Source organism: Ruegeria sp. AF3 (assembly GCF_056536285.1).
The window spans coordinates 3,183,867-3,202,485 of sequence record NZ_JBQFJM010000001.1 but is presented as its reverse complement, the minus strand read 5'-3'; the positions used below and the strand labels follow the sequence as shown (position 1 = coordinate 3,202,485).

The window sequence follows — 18,619 nt, the reverse complement described above, 5'->3', positions numbered from 1 at the left end:
GCCCTGAATATCCTCGGGGGTGTGGGGGCAGACAGCCCCCACCCCTTTCCGCCCGGCAAAAGGTTTGCGTATTTGAGCGACTGGCTGATCTCACTTGAAGGCACCGAAGCCGGTCACCAGCTGGCGCTGGCACTGGCGTTGATGGCTGCCTTCCTGCACGCCGCGTTCGGGGCGCTGCAGAAAGGCCGCCATGATCCATGGCTGTCCCGCGGCGCCATTGACGCCAGCTATGGCCTGATGGCCGCCCCGTTTGCCTTTTTCGTGGTGCCTTGGCCTGAACCACATATGTGGCCGATCTTCGCCCTCGTCTGGCTGATCCACATTGCCTACAAGACGCTGCAGGCCGCGGCGTACACCAAGGGGTCCTACACGGTCGTCTATCCCGTCGTGCGCGGGACAGGCCCGCTGTTTACGGTCATTGGTGCCTATCTCCTGTTCGGTGAAACATTCTCGACCGTGCAGTGGCTGGGCGTCGCAACCCTGCTGGCCGGGATATTTGGCCTGGCCGCCTATAATTTCCGGTTTCTCGAAACCAACCGGGACACACTGGGGATTGCGCTGGTCCTGGCGATCATTACGGGCCTGTTTGTAGCGCTTTACACCACCTATGACGCCTATGGCATACGTGCCACCGCCGACCCGTTCACATTTCTGGCCTGGTTCTTCATGATCGACGGCGCGGCGATGCCGGTCTACGCCTTCCTCAGATGGCGCGCGATGACACATCGCCCTGCACCCGGTCCGCTGATGCTGCGGGGCCTGGCCGGGGGCATCATCGCGCCTTTGTCCTTTGGGTCGATCATGCTGGCCACACGGCTGGACAAAGTCGGTGAAGCTGCCGTGCTGCGCGAAACCTCAACCGTCTTTGCGGCGCTGATCGGCTGGCTTGTCCTGAAGGAGACCGTTGGCCCAAGACGCATTGCATTGATGGCATTGATTGCACTCGGCGCCGTAATAGTTGAAATGGGCGGGTAAGCAGCAGGACGTACCGATGACAGGCAAAAAAGATATCAACCCATTTCTGAAACAGGTGCTGGAACTTGGCCCGCCGCTGGCCTTCTTCTTCATCTACCTGCGCTTGCGTGATGACAGCTTTCTGATCGGTGGCACCGAGTATTCCGGCTTTATCATCGCCACGATTATCTTCGTCCCTTTGATGCTGGGGGCAATGGGTATCCTGTGGTACCTGACCGGCCAGCTTAGCCGGATGCAGATTTTCACGGCCTTCATGGTCATTTTCTTTGGTGGCCTGACCGCATGGTTCAATGACGAGCGGTTTTTCAAGATGAAAACCACGCTTGTCTATGGCCTGTTCGCCCTGATCCTTGGCATCGGGTTGCTGCAAAAGAAATCTTATCTGGCCTACGTACTGGATGAATTGCTGCCGATGAAGCACGAAGGGTGGATGATTCTGACGCGCCGCCTTTGCGCCTGTTTCGCCGTTCTGGCCGCCGCAAACGAGTTTGTCTGGCGCACCATGTCGACCGACCTTTGGGTCAAAATCGAAACCTTCGGATTTCCCATCGCGCTGATGGCCTTCCTGATGCTGCAATTCAGCATCCTGCAACGCTATATGGACGACCCGGAACAGAAATAGCTGTCCTGACGTCGCAATACCTGCAAAACAAACAAAATTCTTGGCTTAGCCGCCGAGCTATGGGAAGTTGTGCCACCACCCACACTCACACCTTACCCAAGATCGGTGTATACATGACGGCCTTTCCCACCAGCGGCTTCCTTTCGGAGGCCTCCGACGGGCTTAGAGAGATGCTTTCGGCGCAGGCGACCGACATCTCGCTGGCTCAAGGCGAAACCCTATTCGAACAGGGCGATGAAGGCGATTCGCTCTACGCCATTCTGGAAGGCACGCTTGAAGTGTCCTTTCTGGCGATGAGCGGGCGAAAGCTGACGCTGACCCTGATGCGCCCTGGCGAAGTCTTTGGCGAAATTGCACTGTTTGACAACGGCCCGCGCACGGCGACTATTGCGGCGGCCGAGCCATCGCGCGTTTTGCGCGTACGTCGCAATGACGTCATGAACCAGATCAGAAAACAGCCTGATCTTGCCGTGGATCTGATCCGGTTGGCCGGGGTGCGCATGCGATGGATGGGGTTGCAGCTGAACGAGCAGGTCTTTTTGCCCATGCCCATTCGATTGGCCCGAAAGCTGTTGCATCTGTCGGAATTGCAGGACGACCCAACGCAGCGCATCACCCTGTCGCAGAGCGAACTGGCCGAATTCGTCGGGGCCACACGCGAGGCCGTTTCCAAGACGATCTCGATCTGGAAACGCGACAATATTGTCGAATCCTCGCGCGGCGGATTGCTGATTCAGGATTTCGACGCTTTGCGGGAACTGGCCGATTCCGAACTTATCTGACCCAGTGTGATCTGGTTCACATACGAAGAGGTCGGCGTTGACCTAAGGTGAAGTTGTTACCGTAGGAGGTCAGAGAATCATCCCCGATATCTGTCCACTGATCTCTCCCTGTATCTGAGCCATACGCAATTACCGCGTATGGCTCATTTTCTTTCTGCATGCCTCTTCAGGTGTTCAGGCAATGAAAAAGGCCGGGTGCTTGTCCCGGCCTTTTCTAATCACTCTTCCAGGCTTAGCGCCACAAATCGCGGCTCGCCCCCCCTGCGAACCAAAAGCAGCAGGGATTTCCGCCCAGCCTCTCGCGATTGGTCCATTCGGGCCTCCAGATCCGCGATGGTTTCCACCTTTTGCTGACCCGCTTCCGTAATCAGGTCACCCGCGCGCAACCCTTTCGCGTAGGCTTCAGACGCTTCGTCGACATTCGAAATCACCAGACCTTCGGTATCTGCATCCAATCCCATATCCGCGCGCAGCGTATCTGTGAGCGGGGAGATGGTCAGCCCGAGAATATCGGCGTTTTCTTCGACCGGAGCATCTTGCGTTTCTTCTTCGTCATCTTCTTTGCTTTCTGCGTCTTCGCGGCGTCCCAGCGTGACCAGAATTGTCTGCGTGCCGCCATCGCGATGCACAATGACCCGGACAGCTTTGCCGACTTCTGTTTCGCCAACCTGACGGACCAGACCACGGGTGTCTTCGACTTCGACACCGTCAAAGCTGATGATCACGTCGCCTGCTTTCAGACCGGCCTCCTGGGCGGGGCCTTCAGGAACATCGCTGATCAGCGCGCCGCCGGGCTTTTCCAGCCCCATGGCCTCGGCCATGTCCTCGGTCACGTCTTGAATGCGGACACCCAGCCAGCCGCGCCGGGTTTCACCAAACTCGCGCAGCTGATCGACAACCTTCACTACCACGTTCGACGCCATCGAAAAGCCGATGCCGATCGAGCCACCGTTGGGCGACAGGATGGCGGTGTTCACGCCGATCACTTCGCCGTCCATGTTGAACAACGGACCGCCCGAGTTGCCCCGGTTGATCGCCGCATCCGTCTGGATGTAGTCGTCATAAGATCCGCTGAGCGCTCGGTTGCGGGCGGATACGATACCAGCGGATACAGAAAAGCCCTGACCAAGCGGGTTGCCCATGGCAATAACCCAATCACCCACACGCGCCACGTCGCTGTCGCCGAATTGCACGTATTTCAAGGGGCCGGACGCTTCGACCTTGAGCAGCGCGATATCGGTTTTCTCATCGGTTCCGATGACCTTGGCCACCAGTTCTTTTTTGGGCTGCCCGTCGCCGGGGAAGAATTCTATGAGGATTTCATCAGCTTCCGCAATGACGTGATTGTTGGTGACAATAAAGCCATCCTCGGAGATCACAAAACCCGACCCAAGGGCGTTGCTGCGTCGGGGCGGGCCGTTGTCATTGCCGCCGTTGCGATCCTGAAACTCGCGAAAGAAATCCTCGAACGGAGACCCCTCGGGCACGATGCCCTGCGGACCTGTCTGACCTTCGATCAGGGTGCTTGTGGTGATGTTCACCACGGCCGGGCTGATCTTTTCCGCCAAGGGCGCCAGGCTTTCGCTTCTGGCTTGAGCGGAAACCGACTGCGCCAGCACAAGCAGTGTACCGGCAAAGGCCAGCCACATCAGCCGCATCCAAACACTCGCGTCGTCCCATCGGACGGATAAACTGCGCGCTTTCGCCTGCACTTGAGCTCTCCTTGTCGACAATCTTGCCAAGGCCTGTATCGGCCTTTCTTAGTTTCCAATGTAGTCAGTTTAACCCGGTGAGCAACTCGGGATCGCAGCGAAATCACCCGCACGTGAAACCGCCCCGTCAAAAGCCCAGTTGATATGCCCCCCAGAGCAGGATCAAACCACTGACAACACAAAGCAACCCGGCCAGACGCCGGGCCTGTACGGGCATGGCGCGCAGCGCCTCCAGCATCCGTTCGATAAGCGAAGGGGCCAGCGCATAGGCCAGCCCCTCGACAATCAGTACCAGCCCGAAGGCCAGAAGGATCATGCCCATTATTCAGAGACCGGAGCCGCCGGAACACTCCGCCCTGTGGGTGAACCCAGGTAATTGAAAAATTCGGAATCCGGGCTCAACACCAGCGAGCTGTTACCGCCTTGCAGCGCATTCTGATAGGCCGTCAACGAGCGGTAAAATTCAAAGAACTCCGGATCGGCGCTATAAGCTTCGGCAAAGATCGCGTTGCGTTCGGCGTCGGCTTCACCGCGGGTGATCTCAGCCTCACGGCGCGCATCCGACACCAGTTCAACCACAGTCCGGTCAGCCTGCGCGCGCACACGTTGCGCCGCCTCGTTACCACGTGCGCGTTCATCTGTCGCTTCACGTTCCCGCTCGGCCTTCATCCTGTCAAATGTGGCCTCAAGGTTGGCCTGCGGCAAGTCGGTCGCTTTCAAGCGCACGTCGATTACGGTGACGCCTAACGCCTGCGCTTCGGCAATCGCGCTATTTCGAATGCGCAGCATCAAGGCTGCACGGTCCGAGCTGAGGATGTCACGCGAGGAAACCGAACCCAGTACTTCGCGGGTTTCAGCACGCAGAATGCGGTCCAGACGATCCTCGGCCACCGGGATACCACCGACGCCAACGGCCTGACGGAACTGTTCCAGATCAGAAATTCGATAACGCGCAAACGCATCAACCACCAGACGACGATCATCCAGCGGAGTAACTTCCAGCGGGTGGACATCGATGGACAGGATGCGGTTGTCATAGCGCACTACTTCTTGAATCACCGGTATCTTGAACGCCAGACCTGGCTCCTCCTTCACCGCGACAACGCGGCCAAATTGTAGAACCAGAGCACGTTCGCGCTCGTCCACGATGAAAATCGAGGAAAGAACACCGACTACCGCGATGAAAACGATCGGCAAAATAAATGTCGTCTTACGCATCAGTTGCTCTCCCCAGAAGGACTACGGCGCAGCTCATTCAGTGGCAGGTAGGGCACGACGCCCTGCCCTTGTCCACTCGAACTCGGGTCTAGAATGATCTTGTCGACGTCACCCAAAATCTGTTCCATCCGCTCCAAGTACAGACGCTTGCGAGTCACGTCCGGTGCCTTGGAGTATTCTTCCAGAACCGCGCTAAAGCGGCTGGCCTCACCTTGGGCACTATTGATTTGTTGGGCGCGGTACCCTTCAGCCTCTTCCAGAATCTGTGCGGCTTCACCACGTGCCTCGGCCAGCACACGGTTGGCATAGGCGTCTGCCACGTTCTGCAACCGGTCACGTTCTTGCGCGGCAGCCTGGACATCGCGGAAGGAGGCGATCACGTCCTGTGGAGGGTCGGCTTTGTCAAAGTTGACGCGAATGATGTTCACACCCGAATCGTAGCTGTCCATTGTATCCTGAATCAGCACCTGCAAACGATCGGCGATTACGCCGCGATCACGGTTAAGGATCGGTGCAAGCTCGCTTTGTGCAATGATCTCACGCATCGCGGATTCGGACACGGCTCGGATCGTCTGGCGCGGATCACGCAGATTAAACAGGTACTTGGCCGGGTCGTTGATGTTCCAGACAACCTGATAATCTATGTCGACCACATTCTCGTCGCCGGTCAGCATCAGGCCATCGTCGCTACCACGCGCGCCACCCATGTCTTCGTTCTGTTCGCGGGTCACCGGAATAACCTCGGCGGTTACAAACGGCCATGGCGCAAAGTTCAGGCCCGGATTGCCGACGGCCGAGAATTCACCCAGAAACAGTTCGACAGACTGTTCTTCGGGTTTGACAGTATAAAAGCTCGCAAGCCCCCAGACTACTGCAGCTGCAACAAGGCCAATCGCAACTGTGCCCTTGGTAAAGGCCGGACCGCCACCGCCCTGACCACCGCTACCGCCACGGCCACCGCCGCCACGGCCGCCCATGAGGACGCGCAGCTGTTCCTGGCCTTTTTTCATCAGTTCATCGATCTCGGGAATATGCGGGCCATCGCTTTCGGGAGGCTTGCGCCCGTTCCCGTTGTTACCCTGATTTCCTCCGCCACCGGATGAGCCTCCGCCCCCCCAGGGGCCGCCGCTGTTGCCCGCCATATGTATCTTTTCCTTCGTTTTGGACCGTGTGATCACGGGTTCCCTTGTAACCTGTGTGCGCGCGCTTGCAAATCAAGCCGTGCGCACAGGTTGCCGCATTGTCACCAGTTCTTCGGCCATGACCGGGTGAACTGCAACCGTGCGGTCAAAATCTTCCTTGGTCGCGCCCATCTTTACGGCGATTCCCGCCAGCTGGATCATCTCGCCGGCACCGGGGGCGACAATATGGCAACCCAGCACCTTGCGCGTGGCCTGAGAGACGATGAGTTTCATCAGTACCCGCTGCGTGCCGCCAGCAAAAGATTTCTGCATCGGCTTGAAAGATGTGGCATAGACCTCGATCGGTTCCTGTTCTGCTGCCTCTTCTTCGCTGAGGCCGACAGTTCCCATCTCAGGCTGAGTGAAGATTGCCGTCGGAATCAAGTCGTGATCTACCGGTGTCGGATTGCCTTTGAACACGGTTTCCACAAAGGCCATCCCCTCGCGAATCGCGACCGGGGTCAGGTTCACCCGGTCGGTCACATCGCCAATGGCAAAGATCGAGGGAACGGCGGTCTGGCTGTATTCATCCACGATGATCTCGCCTTTACGGCCGCGTTCAACGCCCAAAGCCTCCAGCCCAAGGTTATCGGCATTCGGCGCACGGCCCGTGGCATACATCACCACATCAAAACTCTGCTCGGAGCCGTTGGTGGCCTTGACCCAGATCTTGTCGCCTTGCTTTTTCATCTCAAGCACATTGGTGCCCAGATGCAGGTCGATGCCGTTCTGGCACATTTCTTCGCTGATCAGTCCACGCGCCTCGTCATCAAAACCCCGAAGAATCTGTGCGCCGCGATAAAATTGAGTCGTCCTGACCCCCAGCCCGTTCATGATCCCGGCAAATTCACAGGCGATATAACCGCCCCCTACGATCAGGATGCTTTCTGGCAGCTTGCCCAGATGGAATATCTCGTTCGACGTAATCGCCAGTTCCGAGCCCGGAAAATCCGGAACAACCGGGCGACCGCCAGTGGCGATCAGAATGTGTTTGGCGGTTTTGCGGGTTCCATCGGTCAGCTCGACCGTGTGGGCATCCACAAGGCGCGCACGCTGGTCAAAGCTTTCGACGCCGTTGTTCTTCAGGATATTGCGATATATCCCTTCCAACCGATCAAGCTCGGCCACCAGCTTGCCGTGGAAAGTGTTCCAGTTGAACGCGCCGGGCTGAATGTCCCAGCCATAGGCCTGCGCATCCCCGACCATGCCCGAGTATTCGCTGGCAAAGACCATCAGCTTCTTTGGCACGCAGCCCCGGATCACACAGGTGCCGCCATACCGGTCTTCTTCGGCCAGCGCGACCTTGGCGCCGGTTTCGCCCGCCGCAACACGCGCCGCGCGGACCCCGCCCGAACCTCCGCCGATGACAAAAAGATCATAGTCAAAGCTCATGCCGGGTTCCTTCGTTCAACTTTCAAAATTCTCTGGATATCTGGGCGTAAAAAAGCCTGTGCCAACCCCCGGCGCGGAAAATTCGAACTTTCATAGCCACTTGCCGAACGGAACTGCACGAAACTCAGTCCGAAAAATCGGAGAACAGATTGTCGCGCGACCCGCTGAGCAGCTGATCCAGTTCGACCGTGCCCGCGTTGATATCCCGCAGCTCGACCCGGCCATCGCCATGGCCGATCACGACCTTGTCGCAGATGTCGATGAACAGGCCATTTTCCACAACACCGGGCACCTGGTTCAGGATCAGCGCCATCTGGCGCGGGTTGCCGATGCGCTTGAGGTGCAGGTCAAGGATGTGGTTGCCCTCATCGGTTACAAACGGGGCCTCACCATTCATGCGCAGCGCCGAGGACGTTCCAAGTACATCCATTGTATCCAGGGCTTCCTCGATCAATGTGCGCGTTGTCTGCCAGCCAAAGGGAATGACCTCGACAGGCAGTGGAAAGGCCCCCAGAGTTTCAACTTCTTTGCCTGCATCGGCGATGACGATCATCTGATCGCTGGCCGTGGCCACAATCTTTTCCTGCAAATGCGCACCGCCGCCCCCCTTGATCAGGTTCAGGTCCTGATCGAACTCATCCGCGCCGTCGATGGTCATGTCCAGCCAACCGGCCTGATCCAGTGAAATGACGTCAATACCAACCTCGCGGGCAAGCTGCGCCGTGCGGGTCGAGGTTGGAACACCCTTAATCCGCAGGCCGTCTTCGCGCACCCGTTCACCCAGACGGCGCACCAGCCAGGCGGCTGTCGATCCTGTGCCAAGGCCCACGCGCATCCCGTCTTCGACCATGTCGGCGGCACGGTACGCGGCAACATATTTCGCGGTGTCGATTGGCGACAGATCTCTGGTCATAGCAGCTTTCCCAGTTTATTCTGACGGAGTTATAGGGAATGCGTCAGGCGACTGCGACCCCATTTTGCGATCCGACAGGCGTTAAGATGTCTCAGGACTACGCGTTTCCTGTCGGAAAAGTCGCAATCATGTCTTACACCCACATCTTTGCGCTGTAAGTTGCGCGCATGTTGACCCCGTACCGCCTGCACTATGCCCCTGACAACGCCTCGCTGGTGATCCGGCTGGCGCTGGACGAGATGGGCGTGGCTTATGAAACGGTGCTGGTGGACCGCTGCCAGAACGAGCAGGACAGCGACGCGTATCGGTCGCTTAATCCCAACGGGCTGATCCCGGTTCTGGAAACGCCGCAGGGCCCGATCTTTGAAACCGCGGCGATCCTGCTTTGGCTGACGGAGCGCCATGGTCAACTTGCCCCGACGGCGGATGATCCTGAACGCGCCGGATTTCTGAAATGGCTGTTTTTTGCGTCCAACACGTTGCATGCGGATCTGCGCATCCTGTTCTACGCTGAAAAATACATAGACGCCTCACAGGCCGACACGCTGCGCGCGGGCATCCGACCCCGGTTGCTGCAGCACCTGCGGCTGCTGGATGCGCTGGCGCAACGCGGGCCTGAGTGGTTTCGCGCAGGTGTCCCATCGGTTCTGACCTATTATGTCGCCTGCATGATGCGCTGGATGGCCCTGTACCCCGTAAGTGCTAACCGTAGCTGGTATCAACTGGCCGACACGCCGCATCTGCGGAAAGTTCTTCTGCACCTTGAGACATGCCCCGCCACCCGTTCGGCAATCGCTGCGGAAGGTTTGGGCGTTACACCCTTCACATCCCCTACTTACGCTAATCCCCCGGAAGGCTCGGCTATCTGATATGTTCCTATCTGTCTTCGATATGTTCAAAGTGGGCATTGGCCCGTCTTCATCTCACACAATGGGCCCGATGGTGGCCGCGGCGCGCTTTTTGGACATGATGCGCGCCTCCCCCTTTGAATTTACAGGCCTGAAAGGATCGTTGCACGGCTCGCTTGCCTTCACCGGTGTCGGTCACGCGACCGATCGGGCGACCATTCTGGGTCTGGCGGGTTTTGTTCCTGACACCTATGACAATGAAAAGGCCGAGGCCGCGCTGGCTGATATCGCCCGCACGCACACGGTCACGCCCGAAGGCCTGCCGACGCTTCATTTCGATCCCAAGGCGGATCTGATCTTTGACTACGACAACAATCTGCCCGGACACGCCAACGGGATGATCCTGATGGCCACCGACGCACAGGGCGATGTGATCCTGCGGCAGGTGTTCTATTCGATCGGCGGCGGCTTTGTCCTGACCGAGGAAGAACTGGCCGAGGGGAAAGACACCGACGAAGGCGACCCGGTCCCGTTCCCGTTCAAATCCGCCGCAGAAATGCTTGAGATGGCCAAATCCAGTGGCAAAAGCATTGCCGGGATGAAGCGCGCGAACGAGATCGCGCGGGGCTGCGCCGACAGTTTCGCGAAAGGCTCGGCCCGCCTGTGGGACGTCATGAATGCCTGTATCGAACGTGGCTTGACCACTGACGGCATCCTTCCGGGCGGGTTGAAAGTGCGCCGCCGCGCGAAAGGCATCTATGATGCGCTGATGGCCGAGCGCGGCATGAACCTGACCGCGCCGCACACGATCAACGACTGGATGAGCGTCTATGCCATGGCGGTCAACGAGGAAAACGCGGCGGGCGGGCAAGTTGTCACCGCGCCCACCAACGGGGCCGCAGGTGTTCTGCCCGCTGTTCTGCGCTATTATCTGGATCACGTACCGGGCGCGTCCGAAAGCCATATCGAGGATTTCCTGCTGACCGCAGCGGCCATTGGCGGGTTGGTGAAATACAACGCCTCAATCTCGGGTGCCGAAGCGGGATGTCAGGCCGAAGTTGGCAGCGCGGCCGCCATGGCGGCAGCCGGGCTTTGCGCCGTGATGGGGGGAACCCCCGAACAGGTGGAAAATGCCGCCGAGATCGCGCTGGAGCATCATCTGGGCATGACCTGCGACCCTGTTGCCGGGCTGGTTCAGGTTCCTTGTATCGAACGAAACGGGCTGGGGGCCATCAAAGCGGTTTCAGCCGCCTCGCTGGCCTTGCGCGGAGATGGTCAGCATTTCGTGCCGCTGGACGCGGTGATCGAGACGATGCGCCAGACCGGCCATGACATGCATGAGAAATACAAGGAAACGTCGCTGGGTGGTCTGGCTGTGAACGTACCGAACTGCTGAAACCGAAAGTGAGGGACGACATGCGTGGACATTGTCTGTGCGGCAAGATCCGGTTCGAGGTCGACCCTCCGGTACTGTCATGCGTCACCTGCCATTGCGACAGTTGCCGCCGCCAATGCGCATCGCCGATGACAACGTATTTCGGAGTTCGAGATGGCCATTGGCGGTGGACCGGTGAAGAGCCCAAGCGTTTCAACTCCTCTCCCGGTGTCGAGCGCAGCTTCTGCCCGCACTGCGGCACGCCGATGTCCTTCCGTTCAACCGCCATGTCGGATGTGATGCACCTTTTTGTCGCGACGTTGGACTCTCCTGAAGCGCTGGAACCTACGTTACATGTCGCGCATGAAGAAAAGCTGAAATGGCTGAAATTGGAGGATGGTTTGCCTACCTGCAACGGGCCGGATTACACCAAGGTTCAGCCCCTGGCCGACCGCTGACAACAGCGCTTCCCTCTGCGTCGCGAAACAGTTAGCGTCGCGCTCATGACACAGGACAGACCCGTCTTTGGCATCTTTTTGATGCTCGGTTTTTGCGTGCTCGCGCCCTTGGGGGATGCGATGGCGAAGCTGTTGGGCGAGACCACACCGCTGGGTCTGCTGGTCATGGTCCGTTTCGCGGTGCAAGCGGTGATCCTGATCCCTCTGGTTGCGGTGACGGGGCGGCCCTGGCGGATGCGCGGACGCATCCTGCGGCTGACCCTGCTACGGACCCTGCTGCATATCATCGGTATTTCGGCCATGTTCAGCGCGCTGCAATTCCTGCCTTTGGCGGATGCCGTTGCAATTGCCTTCGTCATGCCATTCATCATGCTGCTGCTGGGCAAATATGTTCTGGAGGAAGAGGTCGGTTCCCGCCGTCTTGCCGCCTGCATCGTCGGGTTCATTGGCACGTTGCTGGTTATTCAACCCAGCTTTGCAGAGGTGGGCGCACCTGCGTTGCTGCCACTGATCGTTGCCGTGGTTTTTGCCTTGTTCATGCTGGTCACCCGGCAAGTCGCGAAAGAGACCGACCCGGTGTCGTTGCAAGCCGTGTCCGGCGTATTTGCGACAGTCCTTCTGGCTCCGATCCTTCTGATTGGCACGCAAATGAACATTCAAGAGCTCTCGATGACCCTGCCGTCCAGCGACCTGAACTGGCTGCTGATTGCGATCGGGGTGTTGGGTACGGTCGCCCATCTACTGATGACCTGGTCGCTGCGCTATGCGCCCTCTGCTACACTGGCCCCGATGCAATATCTGGAAATCCCGGTTGCAACCCTGATCGGATGGGTGATCTTCAGCGACCTGCCCGACGGATTGGCTGCAGTTGGCATCGTCATTACCATTGCCGCAGGCCTGTACGTCATTCTGCGCGAGCGGGCCAGCGCCCGGTCTGCCCCGACAGAAACACCTGCATAAGCGGATCGAGTGCAGCGCGCGGGATCATCACCAGCAAGCCCGGCCCATCCATCTTCAGCTCGACAGGTGCCAGTGCGCGGTTGGACGTTCCCACCTGCCCGTCCGGCCGAAAGGCCAGATCGTCAATCGGCCATTCCAGCCCGGTACTACGCCCCGTTACTGGCTGCATCGGAAACAGCGAGACCACATCGCCGGGCGCAACCGGCAGCTTGATCTCTGGCGGTGCGTGAAAAACCAATTCACGTTCGCCCAGCAATATGCAGGCCTGATCCTGCCGCCGGACCAGAACGTTCAGAACGGCCAGTTGATGATCAAGCCGCCCGCCAAGAAACCCAGCCCCCAGAACCAGCGGAGCGTGCAGATTGCGCAGAGCCTTGTCGAAATCGGTGCTGTCCTGTTCGCGGATGGCAAACAGGCGATCCGCGGGAATTTTTGCTTGCGTCGCTTTGCTCAGCGAATCGAAGTCACCAATCACCGCATCGGGAATCCGGCCTGATTCTGTCAAAACGTCCGCTCCGCCATCGGCGGCAACGACCGAATTGACGCGATTCAGCACCAGATTCAGGTCTCCAGATCCGATAAATCCACCTCCGAACAGCCCAATTGGATCGGCAGAGCGTACAATTGGCTTGATTTTCCTAAGATTGGCCATTTTTCCCGGATTTGGACACATTAAGACCACAAAATGATAGGTTCATGCATAAAGTTCAGAGCCTTCGTGTGCTCCCGATTCCGGGTAAGTGGGCTCTCGTAGTTTGTAAAGGACGTGCGTCTGATGGTACAGAATAACAAGGTATTAACCGTTTCATATGGAACCTTCTCCTGCACTTTGGAAGGATTTGATGATTCCTTTGAAACGATGAAAGCCATCGCCGAGTATTTCCGCGATCTCGCAGCGGATGACCGCTACTTCGGCTCAGAACCCCCGCAACCGGATGCCGAAATGCTGACCCGCATCGCCCGGCGCGATGCATCACAGCGCGTCGAAGCCCGTCAGAACGAATCCGGCCTGTTGCTGCGCGCCACTCAGACCACCGAAACTCCTGTCGCTGCTGAAGAACCGGCCCCGCACACGGCCGCTATCAAGGCTGCCGAAACTCCCGCTCATGTTCAGCCGCATACGGCCCCCGCGCAGACCGGGTTCGCCGAGGCAGAACCTGTCGCGGACACCCCGCCCCCGGCTGCTGACAGCATCGCGGCGAAACTGCAACGCATTCGCGCAGTCGTCTCTCATTCCGACGTGCCCGCTGCCGAGTATTCCGAAGACGAAGAGTCGCCGCTGCTGGCCAATACCGCCCCCCCGGTAGATGCTGTGGCCGCTGCGTTTGAGGCCGGTGCGCTCAGCGCAGAAGACTTTGCCGAACCCACTGAGCCTGAAGCCCAGGAAACCGAAGAGCCTGCAGCGCCTGCGATTGATGAGTTGCAGGATCAGGAAGCTGAAGAACCGCAAGCGGCTGAGACAGCAGAAGCGCTGATCCCCGAAGCTTCTGAAACTCAGATCGAAGAAACCGTTGACCTGCAGGCGCCCCTGACCCCCCAGCCCCTGCATATCGACGAAATCGAAGACGCGCCGGTGGCGGATCAGTCCGCTGCCGAGCCTCTGTTCGCTGATCTTGAAGACGTTGCCGAAGACGATTTCGACGAAGAAGATGCCCCCAACATCCTCAACGTTGAAGACGTAGCAATTGAATCCGACGATGAACCGGTCGAGGAAGACCTGACGCAGGGTGTATTGACGGCAGAAGACGAAATGCACCTGTTGACCGAAATTTCCGAGATCGAACAGCACCTGTCCGGTCGTTCGAGCCAAAAACTGGCTGACGATGCGGATCCCGATCAGGATATGTCGCGCCTGATGGCAAAGACCGGCGAGCATATGGATGACCCCAGCAGCAGCGATGCGCGCGAAACCTATTCGCACCTGCGCACCGCCGTCGCAGCCACCGAAGCCGACCGCGACGGTCAGGCGCGCTCGAAAGAGGCGGCCGACCGGGAATACCGCGGCGATCTGGCATCCGTGGTCAGCCCACGGCGACCCGAAATCAAGGTAACCAGCATGCGTCCGGCACCGGAAGCTCCGGCGCCACTCAAGCTGGTGGCCGAGCAGCGCGTGGATGAACACGGAACATCCGCAAGTCCGGTCTTGCCACGTCGCGTCACTACAGACCAGGAAGCAACCGGATCAGAGGAAGGCGGTTTTGCACAGTTTGCACAGGAACAGGGTGCGCAATCGCTGCCTGATCTTCTGGAAGCGGCTGCCGCCTATCTGTCCTTCATCGAAGGTCAGGAGCAGTTTTCGCGCCCGCAGCTGATGAACAAGGTGCGTTCGCTGAAACAGGACGAGTTCAATCGCGAAGAAAGCCTGCGTTCTTTTGGGCAGTTGCTGCGCGATGGTAAAATCGAGAAAGCCGGAGGCGGGCGTTTCGCGGCGTCCAACCTGATCGGTTTTCGCCCCGACGACGAGCGTGCCGTAGGCTGATCACACTGGAAGGTTCACAAGCAAGGCCGGGGTTTGCCCCCGGCCTTTTTGCTTTTGCAATTGGACCATACGCCAGCCTTGAATGGCAAAGCCCGCGCGTTTCGACTGTTACCAGACGGTCGTCACCAAAGCGCCGAGGACCACGCGTTTTCCCGCACGGCACTCAGCAGGCCCGGTCATTTACACGTACCTGACGAGCGCTAGGACTGATCGGGGTCTTCTTTACCGACGCCGCGAAACACGAACTTGAACGGCAGGGCCCAAAGGATGCCCAGCACGATATAAACCAGCAACTCAATCCAGATCGGAGGACGCCCAAGCAAGTTCACGATCGTCACCACGGCGATGATGTACAGCGGAAGGCCAAGCACAAGGATCACCAGCGACCAGCGCCGGCGTGCCTTGTAACTCAACCCTGTCTTCTGTTTCTCGCGCATCAGTCAGCAAAGGGGTCCGTCACCAGAATGGTGTCGTCCCGCTCCGGGCTTGTGGACAAAAGCGCAACCGGGCATTCGATCAGTTCTTCGACCCGACGCACATATTTGATCGCATTTGCAGGTAAATCCGCCCAGCTGCGCGCGCCTTCGGTCGATTCGCTCCACCCCGGCATTTCTTCATAAATCGGGTTACAGCGGGCTTGCTGATCAGCAGCGGTCGGAAGGTAATCCAAACGTTCGCCATCCAGCTCATACCCGGTACAGATCTTAAGTGTCTCAAACCCGTCCAGAACATCCAGCTTGGTCAGCGAAATACCGTTCACGCCGCTGGTTGCGCAGGTCTGGCGCACCAGACAGGCGTCGAACCATCCGCAGCGGCGCTTGCGGCCTGTTGTCGTGCCGAATTCGTGCCCGCGTTCACCCAGACGCTGACCGTCTGCGTCTTCCAACTCGGTCGGGAACGGCCCTTCTCCAACACGGGTGGTATAGGCCTTAACAATGCCAAGCACGAAATTGATCGAGCCTGGGCCAATACCAACACCGGTTGCCGCCTGCCCCGCAATCACGTTTGACGACGTCACAAAGGGATAGGTGCCGAAATCGATATCCAGCAGCGCGCCCTGCGCCCCTTCAAACAGGATGCGTTTCCCGGCCTTGCGCTTTTCGTTCAGCACTTTCCAGACGGGAGCTGCAAACGGCAGAATTTGTTGCGCTATCTCTTTGAGTTGAGCAATCAGCGCGTCGCGGTCAACCGGCTCGATACCCAGTCCCTTGCGCAACGGATCGTGATGTTGCAACGCGCGGTCAACGCGGGCCTCCAGCGTGGCTTCGTCCGCCAGATCGGCAACGCGAACAGAACGCCGCCCAACCTTGTCTTCATATGCCGGGCCAATTCCACGACCGGTTGTTCCGATCTTGGTGCCTTTGCTCGCAGCTTCCTCGCGCGCACGGTCCAACTCGCCATGAATGGGCAGAATCAATGGCGTGTTTTCAGCGATCATCAGCGTCTCAGGAGTGATCTCAACACCCTGCGCCCGGATGGTTGCGATCTCATTGACCAGATGCCAGGGGTCCAGAACCACGCCGTTGCCAATAACGCTCAACTTGCCGCCGCGTACCACGCCCGAAGGAAGCGCGTGCAGCTTATAAACCTCACCGTCGATCACCAGCGTATGACCGGCATTGTGACCGCCCTGAAAACGCGCGATTACGTCCGCCCTTTCGCTGAGCCAGTCGACAATCTTGCCTTTTCCTTCGTCGCCCCATTGGGCGCCGACAACAACCACGTTGGCCATATCCGGTCCTTTTCGTGCTGAGTGATCAAACCCGGCTCATATAGCGGGGCAAAAACGGCAGGGAAACCGATATTTCGCCGCAGAGGAAAATCGCGCTGGCGCGCGATGCCTCCGGCGGGGATATTTGTAGCCAGATGAAGAGTGGATCCCCTGCTTCACCTGGCTGTAAATATCCCGGGGGAGGCGCCCGGAACGGGCGGCGGGGGCAGAGCCCCCTAACCCTGTCGCCGTAAGTGGACAGGTTGCCCATGCGGAGTGGTCAGGTAAGCCTCTTCCCAGGCCTTATGCAGATCAAGCACATCTTTCGGCCTTGCAGCGCCCTGTTCGGCCAGCAATGCCTCAAGCGTTTCCAGCCATGCGTGGAAGTAATCGTCACCGCCATCCAATTCCCGGGCAAGCCCATTGTGTTTCAATGTCGCTGAAAAGCGCGCCGCCCAATCCGCCCAATCGAACCGCCCAGCCTCGTTCAGCGCGACGGTGACGGCAAAGACCTGAGCGTGCCAGGGTTCAGCAAAAACCGGCTCGGGGGCTCCGTATGAGATACAGTCGTTCATGCCGGTTCCAGGTAGCTTTGCCAGAGGTCCAGCACCACCTGGTCGGCGGGATGTTCGGTGGCGGCCCAGAGTTCTGATGCCGCAAAAGCCACTGCATAAATCGGCTCTGGCGCCTCACCCAACCCATGCGCATTGGAATCGGGCAGAACATGGGTTCCGTGCAGGCGCAGGATTCGGCCCCTGGCACCGGATGCATAGACAGGCAGGCGCGTGTGACCTCCATCCACGAGGCGATTTGCTGTCGGCCGGACCGTGACAACCTCTTGCCCCACAGAATACAGCGCCGCGACATTGGAAGGCCTGTCCGCAGGCCCGCCTTTGGCCAGCGCAGCGGACACCGCTTCGGCCTTGAGCGCTCTGTCTGCCAAGGGGTGCGGATTGTCGCCGCTCACGCCACGCAGATCATCCAATGTCAGAACACCCTTTTCGACCAGCAGATCGGCCAGACCGGATATCCATTTCTCATAATACGAAAACCGGGTGTAATCCTTCGGAGACAAGCGTTCGCGCGCGTGGCGCGAAACGTCGATGTTCCACTGCCCCAGAAACCCGGATGCAAGTGTCACCGCAAGAGCGCGGGCGTGCCAGTCTTCGGCAAAAACAGGCGCGTCCTCTGCCTCGGGGTGTATCGGACCATCACCGAAACGGCCTCCCATATCGTGAACGCGGGTCATGATGGCACCTTGGGAAGGCCCGTGCCGATCATGCTGTCGCGCGTCACAAGCGCAGCAAGCTCATCTTCGCTCATTCCGTCTGTGCCTTCAGGGCGCATGGGCAAGACGAGATAGCGAATCTCGGCCGTCGAATCCCAAACCCGTACAGAGGTGTCTTGGGGCAAGGTGACGCCGAATTCGGCCAACACCTTGCGCGGTTCTCGCACTGCGCGGGCTCGGTAGGCGTCGGATTTGTACCATCCGGGCGGGATACCCAGCAGCGGCCAAGGGTAACAGCTGCACAGGGTGCAGACGACCATATTGTGCCGGTCCGGTGTATTCTCGACCACCACCATATGTTCGCCCTGGCGGCCATAGTAGCCAAGGTCCGCTACGACCGGAGTGGCGTCTTCAAGCAGGGCAGCTTTGAAGGCAGGGTCGCTCCAGGCTTTGGCAACGACGCGCGCGCCGTTTTGCGGCCCGATCCTGTTCTGATAAGTGTCGATGATCTCATCCAGAGCCGCCGGATCGATCAGCCCTTTGCGGGTCAGAATCGTCTCGAGCGCTTTGACGCGCAATGCGGGTTCAGGTGGCAACAGGGCATGCGGGTGGTCGTGATCGTCATGTGGCATGGCCGCAGCCTGCGTCACAAATCAACACACTGTCCAGTCCCTTTGACGTGATGGGATACATCAAAGAAGTTGATGCCAACTCCTGACTTGCCCCCGCTGGCAAACTTGCATAAGTACCACGCGATACACGCCA

General features: G+C 58.9%; 20 protein-coding genes. 8 read left to right on the top strand and 12 right to left on the bottom strand.

Translation table 11 applies throughout. The features are described from left to right. Positions 1-72 precede the first annotated feature (72 nt). From ACR3FC_RS16040 to ACR3FC_RS16030, 3 genes are all read left to right on the top strand, one after another. The gene (locus tag ACR3FC_RS16040; protein WP_480476492.1) at positions 73-975 is read left to right on the top strand and encodes an EamA family transporter; all 903 of its coding nucleotides are present in this window, start codon (positions 73-75) and stop codon (positions 973-975) included. A gap of 16 nt (positions 976-991) precedes the next feature. Then, positions 992-1,597: an inner membrane-spanning protein YciB gene (locus ACR3FC_RS16035; protein WP_480476490.1), complete on the top strand. Its 606-nt coding sequence runs from the start codon at positions 992-994 to the stop codon at positions 1,595-1,597. A gap of 113 nt (positions 1,598-1,710) precedes the next feature. Next, positions 1,711-2,379 carry a Crp/Fnr family transcriptional regulator gene (locus ACR3FC_RS16030; protein WP_480476488.1) on the top strand — a complete coding sequence of 223 codons (669 nt, stop codon included), beginning with the start codon at positions 1,711-1,713 and terminating at the stop codon, positions 2,377-2,379. Positions 2,380-2,597: 218 nt separating this feature from the next. Here ACR3FC_RS16030 and ACR3FC_RS16025 read toward each other — a convergent pair whose 3' ends face one another. The 6 genes from ACR3FC_RS16025 to rpiA all read right to left on the bottom strand — a co-directional run bounded on the left by ACR3FC_RS16025 (position 2,598) and on the right by rpiA (position 8,795). Continuing rightward, entirely contained in the window at positions 2,598-4,091 is a 1,494-nt protein-coding gene (locus ACR3FC_RS16025; protein WP_480476486.1) for a Do family serine endopeptidase, read from the bottom strand. Positions 4,092-4,218: 127 nt separating this feature from the next. Continuing rightward, on the bottom strand, positions 4,219-4,413 hold the full coding sequence (locus ACR3FC_RS16020; RefSeq protein ID WP_480476484.1) for a DUF2065 domain-containing protein: 195 nt from the start codon (positions 4,411-4,413) through the stop codon (positions 4,219-4,221). After that, on the bottom strand, positions 4,413-5,309 hold the full coding sequence (gene hflC, locus ACR3FC_RS16015) for a protease modulator HflC (protein WP_480476482.1): 897 nt from the start codon (positions 5,307-5,309) through the stop codon (positions 4,413-4,415). The genes ACR3FC_RS16020 and hflC overlap by 1 nt, the downstream gene beginning before the upstream one ends. Then, entirely contained in the window at positions 5,309-6,451 is a 1,143-nt protein-coding gene (gene hflK / locus ACR3FC_RS16010; protein ID WP_480476480.1) for an FtsH protease activity modulator HflK, read from the bottom strand. Before hflK ends, hflC begins: the two co-directional genes overlap by 1 nt. A gap of 72 nt (positions 6,452-6,523) precedes the next feature. Further along, positions 6,524-7,882: a glutathione-disulfide reductase gene (gor, locus tag ACR3FC_RS16005; protein ID WP_480476478.1), complete on the bottom strand. Its 1,359-nt coding sequence runs from the start codon at positions 7,880-7,882 to the stop codon at positions 6,524-6,526. 124 nt (positions 7,883-8,006) lie between these two features. Continuing rightward, the gene (gene rpiA, locus ACR3FC_RS16000) at positions 8,007-8,795 is read right to left on the bottom strand and encodes a ribose-5-phosphate isomerase RpiA (RefSeq protein ID WP_209504279.1); all 789 of its coding nucleotides are present in this window, start codon (positions 8,793-8,795) and stop codon (positions 8,007-8,009) included. Between the two features lie 167 nt (positions 8,796-8,962). Between rpiA and ACR3FC_RS15995 the strand changes: the two genes are divergently transcribed. Genes ACR3FC_RS15995 through ACR3FC_RS15980 form a run of 4 tightly spaced genes read left to right on the top strand, consistent with a single transcriptional unit; the run spans position 8,963 to position 12,436 of the window. Next, on the top strand, positions 8,963-9,664 hold the full coding sequence (locus ACR3FC_RS15995; protein WP_480476476.1) for a glutathione S-transferase family protein: 702 nt from the start codon (positions 8,963-8,965) through the stop codon (positions 9,662-9,664). Position 9,665: 1 nt separating this feature from the next. Next, entirely contained in the window at positions 9,666-11,039 is a 1,374-nt protein-coding gene (locus tag ACR3FC_RS15990; protein WP_480476474.1) for an L-serine ammonia-lyase, read from the top strand. 20 nt (positions 11,040-11,059) lie between these two features. After that, positions 11,060-11,476, top strand: a complete 417-nt coding sequence (locus ACR3FC_RS15985) for a GFA family protein (RefSeq protein ID WP_480476472.1) — start codon at positions 11,060-11,062, stop codon at positions 11,474-11,476. A 45-nt stretch (positions 11,477-11,521) separates the two neighbouring features. Then, the gene (locus tag ACR3FC_RS15980; RefSeq protein ID WP_480476470.1) at positions 11,522-12,436 is read left to right on the top strand and encodes a DMT family transporter; all 915 of its coding nucleotides are present in this window, start codon (positions 11,522-11,524) and stop codon (positions 12,434-12,436) included. Here ACR3FC_RS15980 and ACR3FC_RS15975 read toward each other — a convergent pair. Then, on the bottom strand, positions 12,381-13,088 hold the full coding sequence (locus ACR3FC_RS15975) for a thiamine diphosphokinase (protein WP_480476468.1): 708 nt from the start codon (positions 13,086-13,088) through the stop codon (positions 12,381-12,383). The genes ACR3FC_RS15980 and ACR3FC_RS15975 overlap by 56 nt on opposite strands. A 123-nt stretch (positions 13,089-13,211) precedes the next feature. On the opposite strand from ACR3FC_RS15975, the gene ACR3FC_RS15970 reads away from it, so the two are divergent. Further along, positions 13,212-14,915 (top strand): hypothetical protein, encoded by a 1,704-nt coding sequence (locus tag ACR3FC_RS15970; protein WP_480476466.1) that lies wholly within the window; start codon positions 13,212-13,214, stop codon positions 14,913-14,915. A 200-nt stretch (positions 14,916-15,115) separates the two neighbouring features. Here the strand turns inward: ACR3FC_RS15970 and ACR3FC_RS15965 are convergent, their stop codons facing one another. The 5 genes from ACR3FC_RS15965 to nthA all read right to left on the bottom strand — a co-directional run bounded on the left by ACR3FC_RS15965 (position 15,116) and on the right by nthA (position 18,486). Further along, a complete protein-coding gene (locus tag ACR3FC_RS15965) occupies positions 15,116-15,352 on the bottom strand; it encodes a DUF2842 domain-containing protein (RefSeq protein WP_480476464.1) in 237 nt (78 codons plus the stop codon). Next, positions 15,352-16,647 (bottom strand): adenylosuccinate synthase, encoded by a 1,296-nt coding sequence (locus tag ACR3FC_RS15960; RefSeq protein ID WP_480476462.1) that lies wholly within the window; start codon positions 16,645-16,647, stop codon positions 15,352-15,354. Before ACR3FC_RS15960 ends, ACR3FC_RS15965 begins: the two co-directional genes overlap by 1 nt. 215 nt (positions 16,648-16,862) lie before the next feature. After that, positions 16,863-17,201, bottom strand: coding sequence for a nitrile hydratase accessory protein (locus tag ACR3FC_RS15955; RefSeq protein WP_480476460.1), 339 nt, complete (start codon positions 17,199-17,201; stop codon positions 16,863-16,865). Then, positions 17,198-17,875 (bottom strand): nitrile hydratase subunit beta, encoded by a 678-nt coding sequence (nthB, locus tag ACR3FC_RS15950; RefSeq protein WP_480476458.1) that lies wholly within the window; start codon positions 17,873-17,875, stop codon positions 17,198-17,200. The genes ACR3FC_RS15955 and nthB overlap by 4 nt, the downstream gene beginning before the upstream one ends. After that, the gene (gene nthA, locus ACR3FC_RS15945) at positions 17,872-18,486 is read right to left on the bottom strand and encodes a nitrile hydratase subunit alpha (RefSeq protein ID WP_480476456.1); all 615 of its coding nucleotides are present in this window, start codon (positions 18,484-18,486) and stop codon (positions 17,872-17,874) included. Before nthA ends, nthB begins: the two co-directional genes overlap by 4 nt. Positions 18,487-18,619: the final 133 nt, after the last annotated feature.

What these genes read in the sequence shown, in the direction of transcription:
- nthA (WP_480476456.1), bottom strand. Translation starts at nt 18,486, where the DNA reads ATGCCACATGACGATCACGACCACCCGCATGCCCTGTTGCCACCTGAA.
- ACR3FC_RS16020 (WP_480476484.1), bottom strand. Translation starts at nt 4,413, where the DNA reads ATGGGCATGATCCTTCTGGCCTTCGGGCTGGTACTGATTGTCGAGGGG.
- rpiA (WP_209504279.1), bottom strand. Translation starts at nt 8,795, where the DNA reads ATGACCAGAGATCTGTCGCCAATCGACACCGCGAAATATGTTGCCGCG.
- ACR3FC_RS16030 (WP_480476488.1), top strand. Translation starts at nt 1,711, where the DNA reads ATGACGGCCTTTCCCACCAGCGGCTTCCTTTCGGAGGCCTCCGACGGG.
- nthB (WP_480476458.1), bottom strand. Translation starts at nt 17,875, where the DNA reads ATGACCCGCGTTCACGATATGGGAGGCCGTTTCGGTGATGGTCCGATA.
- gor (WP_480476478.1), bottom strand. Translation starts at nt 7,882, where the DNA reads ATGAGCTTTGACTATGATCTTTTTGTCATCGGCGGAGGTTCGGGCGGG.
- ACR3FC_RS15985 (WP_480476472.1), top strand. Translation starts at nt 11,060, where the DNA reads ATGCGTGGACATTGTCTGTGCGGCAAGATCCGGTTCGAGGTCGACCCT.
- ACR3FC_RS15965 (WP_480476464.1), bottom strand. Translation starts at nt 15,352, where the DNA reads ATGCGCGAGAAACAGAAGACAGGGTTGAGTTACAAGGCACGCCGGCGC.
- ACR3FC_RS15955 (WP_480476460.1), bottom strand. Translation starts at nt 17,201, where the DNA reads ATGAACGACTGTATCTCATACGGAGCCCCCGAGCCGGTTTTTGCTGAA.
- ACR3FC_RS16035 (WP_480476490.1), top strand. Translation starts at nt 992, where the DNA reads ATGACAGGCAAAAAAGATATCAACCCATTTCTGAAACAGGTGCTGGAA.
- ACR3FC_RS15975 (WP_480476468.1), bottom strand. Translation starts at nt 13,088, where the DNA reads ATGGCCAATCTTAGGAAAATCAAGCCAATTGTACGCTCTGCCGATCCA.
- ACR3FC_RS15990 (WP_480476474.1), top strand. Translation starts at nt 9,666, where the DNA reads ATGTTCCTATCTGTCTTCGATATGTTCAAAGTGGGCATTGGCCCGTCT.
- ACR3FC_RS15995 (WP_480476476.1), top strand. Translation starts at nt 8,963, where the DNA reads ATGTTGACCCCGTACCGCCTGCACTATGCCCCTGACAACGCCTCGCTG.
- hflK (WP_480476480.1), bottom strand. Translation starts at nt 6,451, where the DNA reads ATGGCGGGCAACAGCGGCGGCCCCTGGGGGGGCGGAGGCTCATCCGGT.
- ACR3FC_RS15980 (WP_480476470.1), top strand. Translation starts at nt 11,522, where the DNA reads ATGACACAGGACAGACCCGTCTTTGGCATCTTTTTGATGCTCGGTTTT.
- hflC (WP_480476482.1), bottom strand. Translation starts at nt 5,309, where the DNA reads ATGCGTAAGACGACATTTATTTTGCCGATCGTTTTCATCGCGGTAGTC.
- ACR3FC_RS15970 (WP_480476466.1), top strand. Translation starts at nt 13,212, where the DNA reads ATGGTACAGAATAACAAGGTATTAACCGTTTCATATGGAACCTTCTCC.
- ACR3FC_RS15960 (WP_480476462.1), bottom strand. Translation starts at nt 16,647, where the DNA reads ATGGCCAACGTGGTTGTTGTCGGCGCCCAATGGGGCGACGAAGGAAAA.